Below are 15,039 nucleotides of genomic sequence, written 5' to 3'. Positions count from 1 at the left end.
TGTGGAGAGATCGAGATCATATCTGGCAAACTCTCTTTCCTGACGTGCCAGAGAGGAGGAGGCACACCATTTTGCTTTGTATGCTTCTATTCTTTTGTTCTCAGCAATCGGATATTGTATCGGGGTTTCCGCTGATAATGCTTCGCTTCGTACTTCCAGTGGCGTTTTGCAATGGAATCTTTCCTGCAGTCTTTCTTCGGCATAAAACTTTATATATTTGTCGATTGCCGAACGTAAAGATATCTCGTCGGTTATCTTATACATACAATACATCTCTGATTTGATAATCCCCCACAATCCTTCAGTAGGACCATTATCAATGCAGTGTCCAACACGGGACATAGACTGTTCCATGCCTTGTTCTCGAAGCCTTTTCTGAAATATTCTGCTCGTGTACTGAAAACCTCTGTCAGAATGAAAAATCGGCCTGGCATCCGGATTATCTTTGAGAGCCTTATCGTATGTGTCAAACACGAGCTTATTGTCATTTCTTCCGCTTATGACATACGCAACTGGAAATCGATCATATAGATCAAGGATGACACTGAGATATAGTTTCCTGCCAGTCTCAGGAACCTTGAATTCCGTAACATCCGTAGCCCATTTCTCATTAGGTTTCGTTGCATTGAATTCCCTCTTCAGCTTATTTTCCGCTGTTGTCTCCGGTCTGGACGACGGGTATTTCTTCTTCTTTTTACGGATAATAGAATGAATTCCCAGCTTCCTCATGATTCTGTGAACCCTGTTCCTGCTGTAGCTGGTGTGATTGAAATGGTTGATCCAGCTTGTCATCCGCCTGTATCCCAAGATATGTCCGAACCGTTCGTCATACTCCTTTATCAGTTCTGCCAGTTTTGTGTTCTCGGATTCCTGCTCTGGAATTGTCCGGTGCAGCCATTTATAGTAAGCAGCGTGTGATATGCCCAATTGTTTGCACATCCAGTTGACACCCCATTGCTTTTTTTCGTAAAAATATTTTATTGCCTGATATTTTGATTCAAACCGTAGTTTTCCAAGCCTCACATTCTTTCGAATTCCTTCACTTTTTTTTAACAGTTCCACCACCATATCTTTTTCTTCAAGCTGGCGCTTTAGTCGCAGGTTCTCCCGGCGCAGCCATTCCAGTTCATCGACTTCATCATCCGTTTTGTGGTGCCCGCGTTTATCGGACAGTCCATCTTCCCCAACAGCATCATATTTTCTGACCCATGAGTACACCTGGCTATAAGAAACATCATATAGAGAAGCTGTTCCTTTATAATCACGGTTATGGGTAATACAGTATTCAACGATTTCCTTACGTTCAGCTAACGTTGTCTTTCTTCGTGCTTCTGCCATATAGACCTCCCTCTTGGGATCATAATCCCTAAGTTCTCTATTGGCATTATACAACGAAATCCATTTTTGTAGTGTTGCATGTGCAGGAATTCCATATCTGGCGCATAAATCGGTAACCGATCCTTCCCCGTTGATATACTTCCGAACCATTTCAATTTTAAATTCACTGGAATAGGAATGGTTAGCTGTAACAGGGCAGAGGGCTTTTATTCCCCCATTTTGATATGCCAGTATCCAGTCTCTTATAGTTCGTGTACTTTTTATAGATAAATCTACCATAATTTCAGAGACAGAACGTATTCCATTCAGATAATCCTCGACAGCAGAAATTTTTTCTTCAACCGTACACTTGGGTTTTTTTCCCATAAAAATACCTCCAACGTAGATTTTGGTTATTTACCTTGTCTACTTCAGAGGTATCATATCATTATATGGAGAGTGTTAATAATTACATCTACCTATTCGGAGGTGCGTTAGCGTCATAATTCCGGTTGCGGAAGAGACTGGAAAATGTTATTCTTATCATAGGCAGTGGAGCTTTCTTAGTTCAGTTGTTTCGTGTGGTAACTTAACAATAACGGATTATGGAAAGTAATTCCACTGCTTTTTTAATAAAAATAAAACTGCGCCACAGCCTTGGCAGGCCATCGCGCAGCGATTTTGTTCAATCTTAGTTTATCATTCCTGTTCTTATGTGTCAAGTTCTGTGCTTATCTTTTCCCACCATTTTTCCAAATTTGACTTATCCATGAATTAGTGCCTCAGAAAAGGAAATCAAACCACTTCTGACCGAATAAACCAATATAATGCTATCAACCCCCAAAATATCCTCTCACATTTCTCCCCATCTTCCGTTAAACTACATACACAAGCAACTAATACGGAGATTTTTCTCCACACTACACATTATTGAATAGAGAGGATTTTCGAATGAAAAAAGCACTTATCACCGGTATCACTGGTCAGGATGGCTCTTATCTTGCGGAGTTTCTGTTAGAAAAAGGTTATGAGGTTCATGGTATCACCCGTCGTGCTTCGCTTGCAAATACGGCTCGTATCGAGCATATTATGGATAAAATCACACTGCATGACGGTGACCTTTCTGATTCGTCATCGCTGATTCGTATTATCAATATTGTCCAGCCGGATGAGATTTACAACCTGGCTGCACAGTCTCATGTACAGGTTTCTTTTGATGTTCCGGAATATTCCGGCGATGTGGACGCACTTGGTGTTCTTCGTATTCTGGAAGCATGCCGCATTCTTGGCCTTACCAAGAAGACAAAAGTTTACCAGGCATCTACTTCTGAATTATATGGAAAAGTAGAGGAAGTTCCGCAGCGCGAAACAACTCCGTTCCACCCATACAGCCCGTATGCGGTTGCAAAACAGTATGGCTTCTGGATCGTGAAAGAGTACCGCGAAGCATACGGCATGTTCGCTGTCAACGGTATTCTGTTCAACCATGAATCCGAGCGCCGCGGTGAGAACTTCGTTACCCGTAAAATCACACTGGCTGCCGGAAGAATCGCAGAAGGTATTCAGGATCATCTGGAACTTGGAAACATGGACTCTCTGCGTGACTGGGGTTATGCAAAAGATTATGTGGAGTGCATGTGGATGATTATGCAGCATGAAACACCGGAAGATTTCGTCATCGCAACCGGCGAGCAGCATACCGTACGTGATTTCACCGAAAAAGCATTCGCTGCAAACGGCATTACCATCCGCTGGGAAGGCACCGGTCTGGAAGAAAAAGGCTACGATGCAGAAACCGGCAAAATGCTGGTATGTGTCAATCCGGAATGGTTCCGTCCGACCGACGTTGATAACCTCTGGGGCGATCCGACCAAGGCCAAAACCGTTCTTGGATGGAATCCGCAGAAAACAACGTATGCTGAATTAGTAGAAATTATGGCAAAGCATGACCGTCAGCTTGCAAAACAGGAAAAAGCCATGAAAGCCGCACTTTAATTTAGGAGATGCAAAGATCATGATGGAAAAAAATGCAAAAATTTATGTAGCCGGACACCGCGGAATGGTTGGTTCCGCCATTGTAAGAGAACTGAAACGCCAGGGTTATGAAAATATCATTACCCGTACCCACAAAGAACTGGATCTCTGCCGTCAGGATGCTGTCGAGGCATTTTTCGCAGAGGAAAAACCGGAATATGTCTTCCTCGCTGCTGCAAAAGTAGGCGGCATCGTTGCAAACCAGGAAGCACTGGCAGATTTCATGTATGATAACATGACACTGGAAATGAATGTCATCCACTCTGCGTGGAAAAACGGCTGTAAAAAACTGGAGTTTCTTGGATCCTCCTGCATTTACCCGCGTATGGCACCGCAGCCAATGAAGGAAAGCTGTCTGCTGACTTCCGAACTGGAAAAAACAAACGAGGCTTATGCACTTGCAAAAATCTCCGGCTTAAAATACTGTGAGTTTCTGAACCGTCAGTACGGAACTGATTATATTTCCGTTATGCCAACCAATCTTTACGGACCAAACGATAACTATCATCCAACCCACAGCCACGTACTTCCTGCACTGATCCGCCGCTTCCATGAAGCAAAGGTTAACAATCTGCCGGAAGTTACCTGCTGGGGCGACGGCTCTCCGCTGCGTGAGTTCCTGTATGTCGATGACCTTGCAAATCTCTGTGTCTTCCTGATGAACAACTATTCCGGAAATGAGACCGTAAACGCCGGAACCGGAAAAGAACTGACCATCAAAGAGCTGACAGAGCTTGTTGCAAAAGTAATCGGTTATAATGGAAAAATCAATTGGGACAGCACAAAGCCAAATGGTACTCCAAGAAAACTGCTCGACGTATCCAAAGCAACCGCTCTTGGCTGGACCTACAAAACCGAGCTGGAAGACGGCATCCGTCTCTCCTACGAGGATTTCCTGAACAACCCGATGCGTGCAGAAAGATAACGGAGAAACTTTATGAATATCGTTTTATTATCCGGCGGCTCCGGCCAGCGCCTGTGGCCGCTTTCCAATGATATCCGTTCCAAGCAGTTTATCAAAATTTTCCATACGGCAGATGGTGAACTGGAATCCATGGTACAGCGCGTTTACCGTCAGATCCGTACGATCGACAAGGATGCAACGGTAACCATCGCGACCTCAAAATCACAGGTTTCCGCCATCCACAATCAGTTAGGGGAAGATGTCGGCATCAGCGTTGAGCCTTGCCGCCGTGATACATTCCCGGCCATTGCGCTTGCCGCAGCCTATCTGAAGGATGTAAAGGGAATTTCCGAGGACGAACCTGTCGTTGTCTGCCCGGTTGACCCTTATGTGGAAATTGATTATTTTGATGCCTTAAAAGACCTCGGTGCCCAGGCTGCTTCCAGCAATGCCAACCTGGTTCTGATGGGTATTGAACCGACCTATCCAAGCGAAAAATACGGATACATTATTCCAGACACCCAGGCTCCTGTCAGCACGGTGTCGATGTTCAAAGAGAAACCGACCAAAGAAATTGCAGAACAGTATATTTCCCAGGGTGCTCTTTGGAACGGCGGTGTTTTTGCTTTCCGTCTTGGTTATGTTCTGGATCGCGCTCATGCATTAATTGATTTTGAAAACTACGAAGATCTTTTCAGCAAATATGAAACGTTAGACAAAATCAGTTTTGATTACGCAGTGGTAGAACACGAGGACCGTATCGAAGTGATGCGTTTCTCCGGCATGTGGAAAGACCTTGGAACCTGGAATACTCTGACTGAGGCCATGGACAGCCACAATGTCGGCGAAGCACTGTTTAACGAAACCTGCAGAAATGTGCACGTAGTCAACGAGCTGAATCTTCCCGTACTCTGTATGGGTCTGAAAGATATTGTAGTTTCTGCAAGCCCGGACGGCATCCTGGTTTCCGACAAAGAGCAGTCCAGTTACATCAAGCCCTTTGTCAATACCCTGGATCACCGCGTTATGTTTGCAGAAAAATCCTGGGGCAGTTTCCGCATTCTGGATATCGAAAAAGAAAGCCTTACGATTAAAGTAACTTTAAATCCGGGTCATCAGATGAACTACCACAGTCATGATTTCCGGAACGAAGTCTGGAACGTTATTTCCGGCACAGGACGTGCCGTGATCGACGGCGTTGTTTACAATGTTCACGCCGGTGACACCCTGCAGATGAATGCAGGTAGCAAACACACCATTTTTGCTGATACGGAACTGCAGATCATTGAAGTCCAATTCGGAAAAGACATCAATGTACACGATAAACATAAATACGATCTGCCGTCCCTTTTCTAAATTGTAATGAAAAACCGCAAACCATTTTCTGCCCGATCTGCTGAAAATGATTTGCGGTTTTCTGTTTTACCATTTTTTCCGGTATTCTCCCGGACTCATTCCTTCTATTTTTCGAAAACGGCGCGCCAGATAATTTGCATCATTCAGGCCAATTGCCGTACTGATTTCATCTACAGTCAAATCTGTAAATCGAAGAAGATTTTTCGCCTGTGTAATACGTTTTTCTTCGATATACGAAATAATTGTAACTCCATACGTTTCTTTAAAAATCTTTGTCAGATAATATTTGTTGATAAAAAACTTTTGTGACAACAGTTCCAGCGTAATATGTTCCTTATAATGCTCATCCAGATAATGTTTTATACCTTCCAGATCGATTCGTTTTCTGGAATGCGTTGTATGCTCCGGATGCCATGAATTATCCATTAAAACATAAATCAATCGATTCAATATCTCATTGATCTTCATATCGCGCACATAACTGTCTGATCCTGCCGTGGCATAAAGCTCCGTCATAACCTGAACCAACTCCGAAATTTCTTTCGGATGAAATACGGGCATTCCCCCGCGTTCCTGATATTTCTTATAAATATCAGGCATAATATGCCCATAAAAATGGCACCATTGCAATGTCCATAAATCCGTAGACGTTGCGTGGGAATATGGTTTGCGGCAATCAATAAAAACGCAATCTCCAGCCTGAAGCGGATAGCTTTTTCCATTAAACTCCAGTTCTCCCGACCCGGAAGTCACCAGAAACACCAGGTAAGATGCCAAATGTTCACGGTGTGAGGTATGTGCAGAAATCGCATGCAGAGAACCTGTTTCCTGCAGATACAGAAGCGTCGTACGCGCAAATCCGGAAGGCGTATATAAGATGCGCTGTGAGGACACAGAAGGAGAGGATGATGAAAAATAGTCCATTCTCTTTCCTCCTCTCCTTCAACTTTCTTATTTCCAGCTGAAGCACATTCCATAAAAACCATCAGCCTGTTCTTTACTGTTAAACACAACTTTGATCTTTGCTTGCACTGTACAATCATTATTAACCACAAGTATATGACGCTGAGAAAAATCGTAATCAAATGTCACTGTTGGCGATTCAAACAACTCTCCATCCACATAAATATCAGCTTTATTATCTCCCGATTCATACGTATAATCGATTCCCATAATTCCTGACGCAGCCACATTCAAAATAAATGTTGTATCATCCACACGTTCAAAATCAGATTCTGCATCGTACCAGATAAAATTATCAAATCTATGTACATTTTCATCAATTACATCACAATCCGCCATCTTGCCAGTAGATGCTGCCACATTATCATCAATTATTGCTTTAACAGTTTCAAAATAGATTCCTTGACCGGCATCGTTCGGATGAACTCCGTCATCAGACAATTCCTCATAATTTTTTCCAGAATTGTTAAACGCTGCAATTGTATCAGCTACTGGAATGCCATAATGTTCACAAATGCTCTGAATTGTTGTCATTTTATCCGTATACTCACGTTGAGAGGATTCTAGAATAGAAATAATAGAACAATCTGGGTATCTGCTTCTGATCGCACGAATAATCGATTCGTAGTTTGTAGAAAAACCATCTATACCGTCGTTTTGTCCATAACAGATGATAGCTAAGTCATAATCTATACCATCATTTAAAGCCATTGTACGGGCATAGCCCGCATAGGAAGCATTTCCTCCCATAGAGATATTGGTAAAAGAGATATTTCCCTTATCAATTGTCTGTAAATATGCCTGCAACTGTCCAAACCATTCTGTTCCATCGCTTTGAGTACCAGCGCCAGCACCAATCGAATCACCGACAATCAAAACATTCACATCAAATCCATCGGACAACTTCTGATAAAAACTGTCCTCCGCTTCCTTCTGTTTCAATGCTGCTTTTTGTTCTTGTCTTTCCTGAAAAACTTTTTTATTAAGCCTCTGAAGTTCTGCTGATCTCTGATCTTCTTCTGTTTTGTCCAACCATAAAATCCCACCTAGAAGTACTGCCAATACAACACATAAAATTCCTACTACAAGGTTCGTTCGTGAATTATCGTGATACCCCCCCCCGCTTATTTCTTCGCCTCATCTTAACAGTTCCTCTCCTTCCTAAATCCTATTTTACAACACCTTTTTTCAAAATGATGTTTGCATACTGTGCAGTTTCTCCTGTTGCTACAACACAATACGCTTCTTTAGCACGTTCATAATACGCAAATCGTTCCAACGTATGTACATGCGCTTCTGGTTCATATTTTTTCAGAACTTCTTTATACTCACCCCAAATAGGTGTTTTTACCGGATCTCCCGGAACAACTTCCATTAATATAAAGTGATCCTCATCATATTGATCCAGAGGAAACAGCTGTAAAACAGCGTCAAGCAATTCCACAGCACCGATTCCGTCTGCCCGAACTACCTGTTTTCCTGTGCTTACGGTTGGAAAGTTTGCATCCGCAAAAACAATTTCATCTCCATGTCCCATTTCATTTAAGATTTTTAAAAGCTCCGGAGATATGAGCGGTGATATTCCTTTTAGCATATGTTCCTCCTTCTATGCCAGCGAACAGCGCCATACATCAACACCACTGTCCTGAAATACTTCGTGCAGCCGTTTCCGCACATCTTCCTGCGTTACGCCCTTTTTCAGCACTACCTGAAGGAAACCGCCTCCGCCGGCACCGCAGATCATCTTTCCATCGATCAGATCTTCCACGGAATGGAAAATCATGTCAATACATGTATTGGTACAGCCCGCATCGAGCTTCTTTGATAATTCCCAGTGCTGATTCAAAAGCTCTGCAAATCCATCGATATTTCCTTTTTCCAGTTCAAACCGCATCAGAACCGCTGTCTGCTGGATCTCATATAAGACATCCACCGCATCCTCGATTCCTCCGACGTATCTTCCAACGACATCCCGCAGCAGATTTCTTGCCAGTCTGCGCTGCCCGGAATAGATCAGGCAGAAACGCTCATCGAGTTCTTTTCTTGTTTTTTCACTGATTTTGCACGGCACACACGTAATTCTCTGTCGAATTGCCGGTTCACTCGAAACCATCTTGATTCCCGGTGCCAGACCTCCGACCTGATCCTGCCATCCGCCGCCGGTAGACATAATCTGTTCCATGCAAAGAACACGGTCATACAGCTCTTCGTCTGTTACCTCTTTTCCCAGCATCTCATACAGCGCTTTTACACAGGCACCCGCCAGAATCGAAGATGTTCCAAGGCCGGAACCGCGCGGGATATTGATGACCTGCGTGGAAAGATACAGGCCGCTTCCCAGATTTTCCGTGATTTCCTGCACGGAAATCGGATCCTTATATGGAATCACGCCGCAGGCAATCAGTGCCGCTTTGTGCAGGGCAAACGGATCGTATGGATTGCTGGAATCCTGTAAACTGGAAATATCGGTAAAGGTCTGCTCGGCACCACTGTCCGCACTTGCGAGAACAATCACCGGTTCGTCGACTTTCTTAACCACAACTTCGATCGGGCAGTTTCCGTCCAGCATCACAGCCGCATTCAGTACGGTTCCGCCATGTTCCATGCAGTACGGCGGTGTATCACTCCAGCCGCCTCCCCAGTTCACACGGACCGGAAGATTTACGGTAACCTGATCTTTTCCCATTTTCGCATCGGCATCATAACAAAGACCTTTTACAGCTCCGGCAAGAATACCGCTGCTGATGGTCGCAAAGCAGGAGTCCATATACTTTTCATCAAAACAGGACAGAACATAATAAATTCTGATCTTTCTGCTGAACTGATCAAGCTCTGTCTCGCTTAATCTCTGTGCTTCTTTCAGCAGTTCACCTTTCACCCGCTCTGAGATACCATCCCGCATCTGCTCAACCAGTCTGGTTAAATTTTCCTTTCGATCAATTGCCTCCAGAATTTCTTCCAGTTCTACTTTATCCGATACCTTCTCCTGCCACGGCAGCAGTGCAGAAAGATCTGCTTGGTTAAAGCTGTCTTTCAGTGAAATCGCATCTTCCCGAATCGGAAAACCTTCTCTCCAGGCTTCCAGTGTCTGATGCACTGCCTCTTCCATTGAATCGCATACTGGATAAATCGCAGCTTCCCAGAGCGGCATCGGCAATGTTTTTCCAAACAGCAATGCTTCCTTCGGATTGTCAGAAACACCGTACATGCGGACAACAAATTTTCCATTCTGCTGTTTCAGTCCATGCAGAACAGTATGCGCAGGAATCGTCTGACCATCTAATGTCACGCCGGAAATCACACACTCTTCACCTATCTGTGACTTATTGCGAATCATACAGTCTTCCAGGTAGCTTCCCTTTCCAATCTCTGCATTCGGGCTGACGTAACTGTTCGAAGCTGCAAAATCCGCTTCCTCCCGATTCGTGTTGATGTTCGATGTCCATCCCAGATAATAGAATTCATCCATCCGCTCTGTCATAAGCTCACGCAGTTCTTTTGTCGTACCAAAGTGGATAAATGCAGCCGGTGACATTCGAATCAGTTTCATCTGATACGGATGCAATACACTCCACAACTCCGTTCTGCACTGTTCCAGTTCCGGCGTAAAATCACCTTCCGGTGTTTCTTTATAATACTGCTCCAGCGTAGAGTCTGATGCCAGAGGGTAGAGAAAATCAGCATAAAAGGAAAGCCTGGTACTCTCATTCACATAAGCTGCAAATTTTTCTTTCGTATCCACCAGCTGGTACAGCGCCTGCAGCATCTCACTGTTGAAGATTACCGCTCCTGTATCGATATCTACATTTCCCTGATCATCCGAAGCTCCCAGTTTCTGCAGCTGCTCCACTGTTTTTTTGTGCAGGAAACCACCTACATTTCCTTCGCTGTCAACCCGGTAAACACCGTGATTTTTTCCGATCTCCGCCGGCTCTTTAATCGAAAGCGCCGCTGCACCTTTGCCATAAAAATCAATCTGCAGCGGATTGAACAGCAGCAGCACATCGCCGGAACACACCAACATACCAGCATTCATCCGTGCGGCCACACCACTCATGGAAATCATAAATTCATCAAACAGAGTAGAACGTTTTCCATTCGGCAGAACACGTGGCACCGGTGAAAATAACTTTCCGCAGGCAGAATACTGCGGCACCCGCTTGCTGTCGCCGCCGGAATGGATTACCAGAATCCGCTGATTCTCGAATGAGCCTGCATTTTCATGAACGTAGCGCAGAACATTCAATGTGGCGCCGCCGCTGCCTACTCGTTTTCCGTCTGGATCCGGAAGAACTGCATAGTGTGTCGACTCTGGAATCATATGGTGCTCCAGACGATACTGAATCTGTGTACGGTACGATGCAGCCTGCTCCTCATTGGATGCTGTGAGAATTACATAATCCCATAACGGCAGATTCGGCGCTTCCAGAAGCGCGGTGTACTGGTTTGTGCAGTCGATGTAGGACTGCTGTAAAAATAGAGTTTTGTGTGACATGTCTTTTCTTTGTTCCTTACTTTATCATTGTAGTATTAATTTCTGTCCCTCTCCAGGGAACATCGTTTTTCAATCATAGATTGAAACACCTGTATTTTAGTATATCACAGATTTTGTCAAAAATCTTCCTTTTTTCATTACATTTATTGACTTATTGATTCGTAAATTTCGCAGATTTCACTTTTCATTCTTTGAACAATAGCTTCTATTTCTTCATAATCCTCCATCAGCACTTGATTCATTCTGACATATTGCCCATTATTGCTCGGTTGTACTTTAAGCCCTATATAGCCATTATATTTATTCCATTTTCCACAGAATGCGATTATTTTCTGATATAATTCAGTTTCTTGCAAAAACACAGTCCGCTGAAGCAGATCTTTTAAAGCTATATCAAATTTGTCTGACAATATAAGATATTCTGTTTTTATACCTACAAAAGGATCTTCCAACAAAAAATCCAGAATTTTATACCTCAATATCAACTCTACAAAATCATGCCGAATTATGTCTAAACTGCTATAAGCAATATCAAATTGATCTTGGATTCCATCCGTATTGATAAACGGATAATAACGTTGCAGTATTCGTGCATCAGACTTCAAAAATGCACTGATCTCCTCCCAGTAGACTACTTCAACAGAAAACAAATTATGGCTTTGCCGATATTGATTTTTTTCGAGCACATACTTTTGAATCTCTCCATCCGTCTTAGCGCCAATCGCAATTATGAAATGAGAAATCTCCGGTTTAAACTCCTCTGCGCCCTGAATCCACTGATCTATCATCGAAATTGAAACAGACATATCTTGATAATTCTTACACTGAATTGCCACCACCCCATTGGAGCCTGTACTAACAACATCAACGCCATACTGTTTCTGCCCAGGTCGTGCAAATAAGCATGCCATTCCTGGATATATGCAATTACAGTAATCCCTCATCAATTGTTCAAACTCTCTCGCATCCTGAGGCGGTGTTAATTGAAATGAAGCTAATGACGGCACAATATCAACTCCTTTGTTTTACATTCGTCTATTGCTCAGCCTGTTTTTAAGTAAACGATGAAAAACTATCCATTGAAATTTTACACATTTTAGGCTGCCAGAATTAATACAGCAATTCCCACCAATCCTATAAAATCCACATACCATGCATTCTTAAAACACTTATATTTTTGAACAATAATTTTAGCATTGTATGTTATTTCATCCGCATAATCTATTTCTCTTTTTAAAAGCTCATCTTCCGTTTTCACTGTATCTTGATACTTTTTGTATAGAGCTATTAAATAACTTTCTTTCGAATACTTTGCAATGTCTTCATAAAAAAGCAAATTATCATTTTCTTTTATAACGCCTGTTTCTTCTTTACATTTTCCCTTATCAGGCTTAAACGATTTTAAAGCTATGATTGTTGATATTACTATTGCAAGATTCACACCATAAAATAATATGTTCTTACCAGCATTCTCTGTACTCCCCCATGTTACTGCTAACATTGCTATATTAAACGCCATCAATGCAGCGTTTTTTGCTTCTGCAAAATTTAACCAACTATTAACATTCGAAAATATTGTTTCCAACATCTCTACTATAGAATTATCATTCATCTGTATTTCCATACATCTCCTCCATTTTTGCAAATGCCAGCTTTAATGTGTTTTTAAAATCTTTAACAGTGTCTTCCTTAAAGGTATCAACTTCTTCTCTCGAAATCCAGCGCACTTCGGAATGTTTTTCATTTTCTTTAAAATCGCTTTTCTTATACGTTTCGACTACTTCAGCTAATGAAATGACTCCCTTATCTTTTCCTTGTTCACTTTCCACTTCATACAATGCCAACGGTATCGGCTGCTTATCTTCTCTTTCTTCATCACAAACAACTTTTATCTTAACCCCGAAATCATTATAATATTCCTGCTCAATCTGTTCATTTAAGGATCTTTCTAAAACCGCTTTTGCACACCCAAATTCCCACTTATCTGGGTATTTTTCTCTTTTACTTGATCGTTTCATTATTAATATTTTCTTCGTAGATTTATCATAGCATACCGCCACACAATGAAGTCTCAAGAAAAATTTGGGTTCTAACAAATTTCCTTTTGCCGTTTGTGTTGTCGGTGAATCTTCTATAATTTTATCCATTTTTACAAATTTATGTATCAAATTCTGATCAGACAAAATTTTATTTAATGCATTATAAACATTATAATACATCTCTTTTTTTAATACTGAATTTTCTCTGTTAGAAAAATACTCTTTTGTTAATTCATTTTCTTCTGTCTCATCATAAAAAAAACTGTCCTCAAACTGTATGTTTTCAGCATATTTGGGATCGTGATACCAAATAATAGGATATAATCTATTCTGCCAAATTCCTCTCAAAGTTTTGTATGTAATGATATGTATATTTTTCAAATAGTCTGTATCCTTTGCTAAGATGTACGCAAGTTCAAAACTTATAACCATTCTTCTATTTTCAGTCTCTTTTTTTATTCTGAATCCAGCATCAATGTCATTTCCCAGAAATTCAATAAGCCCATACCCTTCTCTTAATTTGTATCTTTCCAGCAAATTATCATATCGTTCTATTTGTTGTACATTTTCACCCACAATTGCAATCCATGCAGCTGCTTTTAGCGAAATAACATTTTGCATTTTCATTAAAAGCTTCTTATCATTATCGATTTCCAATTCATCAAAAAATTGACCATTTTTTAACTTAAGTACAAAAATATTAAGGATCTCAAATATTTTATCTGTATATACGAAAAAATCCTTGTTTTCTTTTATCGGGATTATGAAAACTATTTCATCCCCTAAAACTCTCCACATCTCTGCACCTGGCATAAGTTTCATTACGCTTGCTTGTATTTCTTTAAATAAAGAAATAATCACATTATACCATCCTGTGTAGTTGATTGTTTTATACAACGATGAATTTACGATATCAAACGAAAAGAATAGCTCAACTGTTCGTCGAGCTATTTCCATTTTTTTCGTTTCATTCAGTTCCTGTATTAATTCTCTATATCTGCTTAATCTCTGAGTTTGATCTACCATCTTAAATACCCCAAAAATTTTCCTCTATTCGCTGCCGCTTCTATCGATACGTTAAAATATTCTGCTATTTTAGATGTATCAACCATATTTCCCTCTGCCACTTTGTTTAATACAGCAAGATATTCTGTCGCCGGCATTAAAAAAGCTGCCGCAAACTCATTTGCTTGATATTCCTTTTCTGAATTTCCAATTCGATGATAAATATTATTCTCCTGTTTTTCCCACAATTCATTATTGGTTCGATAACCCATGTGAAGAAAAAGATGGCCTAATTCATGTGCTATTGTAAAACGTTCTCTTTTTTCATCTTGAAAAGGAGATACAATAATTTTAAATCCATTTCCTTCTTTCTCAACGGCACCATCAGAAAAAAAAGCTTCCTTCTGGATAGTACCACCTAGCTTTTCAACAATTTCATCAATATTTCCAATTGGTACAGATATATTGTACGCACTCAATACATCTTCCGCTAATGAATTAATCATTCTTCTAGTAGAATTATCCATTGTCACTTTTCCTTTCCTCTATAATGTCAATATATTATAACACAGTTTCTTTTATATATTCAATACCACTTATTCTTATATATAATTTTTTTACGACTATAGCATTTCCATAAATTAGTGCATATATCCACACGCATGGAACCACCCCTCACAATCCGTATGCCTTATCATTTCCAGAGCTTTTTTTACAGCTTCAGGCAGCTCAGAAGCGACACGTACTTTTTGTTTTCTAAGAATCGCTTTCATTTTTGACCACATTTTCTCTATTGGGTTCAGGTCTGGACTGTACGGTGGTAGATAAGCATAGTGAATTCCTGCTTTATCCAGATATGATCTGAATACCTATAAAGTAAGCGCAAAATATTGCTACGTTACTCATGAATTACGCTTGCACCAAAA

Annotated in this window: 13 protein-coding genes; 3 read left to right on the top strand and 10 right to left on the bottom strand. The window is 41.3% G+C overall.

Annotation, left to right across the window (positions count from 1 at the left end; translation table 11 throughout):
* On the bottom strand, positions 1–1,704 hold a 1,704-nt coding region (locus tag DXB83_RS16035), incomplete at its 3' end, for an IS3 family transposase (protein ID WP_118697877.1).
* A gap of 564 nt (positions 1,705–2,268) precedes the next feature.
* Here DXB83_RS16035 and gmd point away from each other — a divergent pair.
* Genes gmd through DXB83_RS16020 form a run of 3 tightly spaced genes read left to right on the top strand, consistent with a single transcriptional unit; the run spans position 2,269 to position 5,611 of the window.
* The gene (gene gmd, locus DXB83_RS16030) at positions 2,269–3,312 is read left to right on the top strand and encodes a GDP-mannose 4,6-dehydratase (RefSeq protein WP_055228363.1); all 1,044 of its coding nucleotides are present in this window, start codon (positions 2,269–2,271) and stop codon (positions 3,310–3,312) included.
* 22 nt (positions 3,313–3,334) lie between these two features.
* On the top strand, positions 3,335–4,276 hold the full coding sequence (locus tag DXB83_RS16025; RefSeq protein WP_334291844.1) for a GDP-L-fucose synthase family protein: 942 nt from the start codon (positions 3,335–3,337) through the stop codon (positions 4,274–4,276).
* Between the two features lie 12 nt (positions 4,277–4,288).
* Complete coding sequence (locus DXB83_RS16020) at positions 4,289–5,611, top strand: sugar phosphate nucleotidyltransferase (protein ID WP_118697876.1); 1,323 nt, start codon at positions 4,289–4,291, stop codon at positions 5,609–5,611.
* A 66-nt stretch (positions 5,612–5,677) separates the two neighbouring features.
* Here DXB83_RS16020 and DXB83_RS16015 read toward each other — a convergent pair whose 3' ends face one another.
* The 9 genes from DXB83_RS16015 to DXB83_RS17435 all read right to left on the bottom strand — a co-directional run bounded on the left by DXB83_RS16015 (position 5,678) and on the right by DXB83_RS17435 (position 14,967).
* A complete protein-coding gene (locus tag DXB83_RS16015) occupies positions 5,678–6,535 on the bottom strand; it encodes an AraC family transcriptional regulator (protein ID WP_118697875.1) in 858 nt (285 codons plus the stop codon).
* A 27-nt stretch (positions 6,536–6,562) separates the two neighbouring features.
* The gene (locus tag DXB83_RS16010; RefSeq protein WP_158581125.1) at positions 6,563–7,606 is read right to left on the bottom strand and encodes an SGNH/GDSL hydrolase family protein; all 1,044 of its coding nucleotides are present in this window, start codon (positions 7,604–7,606) and stop codon (positions 6,563–6,565) included.
* Between the two features lie 136 nt (positions 7,607–7,742).
* Positions 7,743–8,168, bottom strand: a complete 426-nt coding sequence (fucU, locus tag DXB83_RS16005; protein ID WP_118697873.1) for an L-fucose mutarotase — start codon at positions 8,166–8,168, stop codon at positions 7,743–7,745.
* 12 nt (positions 8,169–8,180) lie between these two features.
* Positions 8,181–11,069: a fucose pyrophosphorylase domain-containing protein gene (locus DXB83_RS16000; protein ID WP_118697872.1), complete on the bottom strand. Its 2,889-nt coding sequence runs from the start codon at positions 11,067–11,069 to the stop codon at positions 8,181–8,183.
* Between the two features lie 143 nt (positions 11,070–11,212).
* Positions 11,213–12,076 (bottom strand): restriction endonuclease, encoded by an 864-nt coding sequence (locus DXB83_RS15995; RefSeq protein ID WP_117760951.1) that lies wholly within the window; start codon positions 12,074–12,076, stop codon positions 11,213–11,215.
* Between the two features lie 89 nt (positions 12,077–12,165).
* The gene (locus DXB83_RS15990; RefSeq protein ID WP_117760949.1) at positions 12,166–12,693 is read right to left on the bottom strand and encodes a Pycsar system effector family protein; all 528 of its coding nucleotides are present in this window, start codon (positions 12,691–12,693) and stop codon (positions 12,166–12,168) included.
* A complete protein-coding gene (locus tag DXB83_RS15985; RefSeq protein ID WP_117760947.1) occupies positions 12,674–14,134 on the bottom strand; it encodes a hypothetical protein in 1,461 nt (486 codons plus the stop codon). The genes DXB83_RS15990 and DXB83_RS15985 overlap by 20 nt, the downstream gene beginning before the upstream one ends.
* On the bottom strand, positions 14,128–14,640 hold the full coding sequence (locus DXB83_RS15980; protein ID WP_117760945.1) for an ImmA/IrrE family metallo-endopeptidase: 513 nt from the start codon (positions 14,638–14,640) through the stop codon (positions 14,128–14,130). Before DXB83_RS15980 ends, DXB83_RS15985 begins: the two co-directional genes overlap by 7 nt.
* 114 nt (positions 14,641–14,754) lie before the next feature.
* On the bottom strand, positions 14,755–14,967 hold the full coding sequence (locus DXB83_RS17435) for a transposase (protein ID WP_119188555.1): 213 nt from the start codon (positions 14,965–14,967) through the stop codon (positions 14,755–14,757).
* Between the last annotated feature and the right edge of the window lie 72 nt (positions 14,968–15,039).

Source organism: Blautia sp. OM06-15AC, assembly GCF_003481425.1.
Lineage (GTDB): Bacteria > Bacillota > Clostridia > Lachnospirales > Lachnospiraceae > Fusicatenibacter > Fusicatenibacter saccharivorans.
The sequence above is the reverse complement of the archived record's forward strand: the minus strand, read 5'-3'. Positions and strand labels throughout refer to the sequence as shown.

Excerpts from the sequence above, each read along its gene's own strand:
- gmd (WP_055228363.1), top strand. The coding sequence starts at position 2,269 with ATGAAAAAAGCACTTATCACCGGTATCACTGGTCAGGATGGCTCTTAT.
- DXB83_RS16025 (WP_334291844.1), top strand. The coding sequence starts at position 3,335 with ATGGAAAAAAATGCAAAAATTTATGTAGCCGGACACCGCGGAATGGTT.
- DXB83_RS16020 (WP_118697876.1), top strand. The coding sequence starts at position 4,289 with ATGAATATCGTTTTATTATCCGGCGGCTCCGGCCAGCGCCTGTGGCCG.
- DXB83_RS16015 (WP_118697875.1), bottom strand. The coding sequence starts at position 6,535 with ATGGACTATTTTTCATCATCCTCTCCTTCTGTGTCCTCACAGCGCATC.
- fucU (WP_118697873.1), bottom strand. The coding sequence starts at position 8,168 with ATGCTAAAAGGAATATCACCGCTCATATCTCCGGAGCTTTTAAAAATC.
- DXB83_RS16000 (WP_118697872.1), bottom strand. The coding sequence starts at position 11,069 with ATGTCACACAAAACTCTATTTTTACAGCAGTCCTACATCGACTGCACA.
- DXB83_RS15990 (WP_117760949.1), bottom strand. The coding sequence starts at position 12,693 with ATGGAAATACAGATGAATGATAATTCTATAGTAGAGATGTTGGAAACA.
- DXB83_RS15985 (WP_117760947.1), bottom strand. The coding sequence starts at position 14,134 with ATGGTAGATCAAACTCAGAGATTAAGCAGATATAGAGAATTAATACAG.
- DXB83_RS15980 (WP_117760945.1), bottom strand. The coding sequence starts at position 14,640 with ATGGATAATTCTACTAGAAGAATGATTAATTCATTAGCGGAAGATGTA.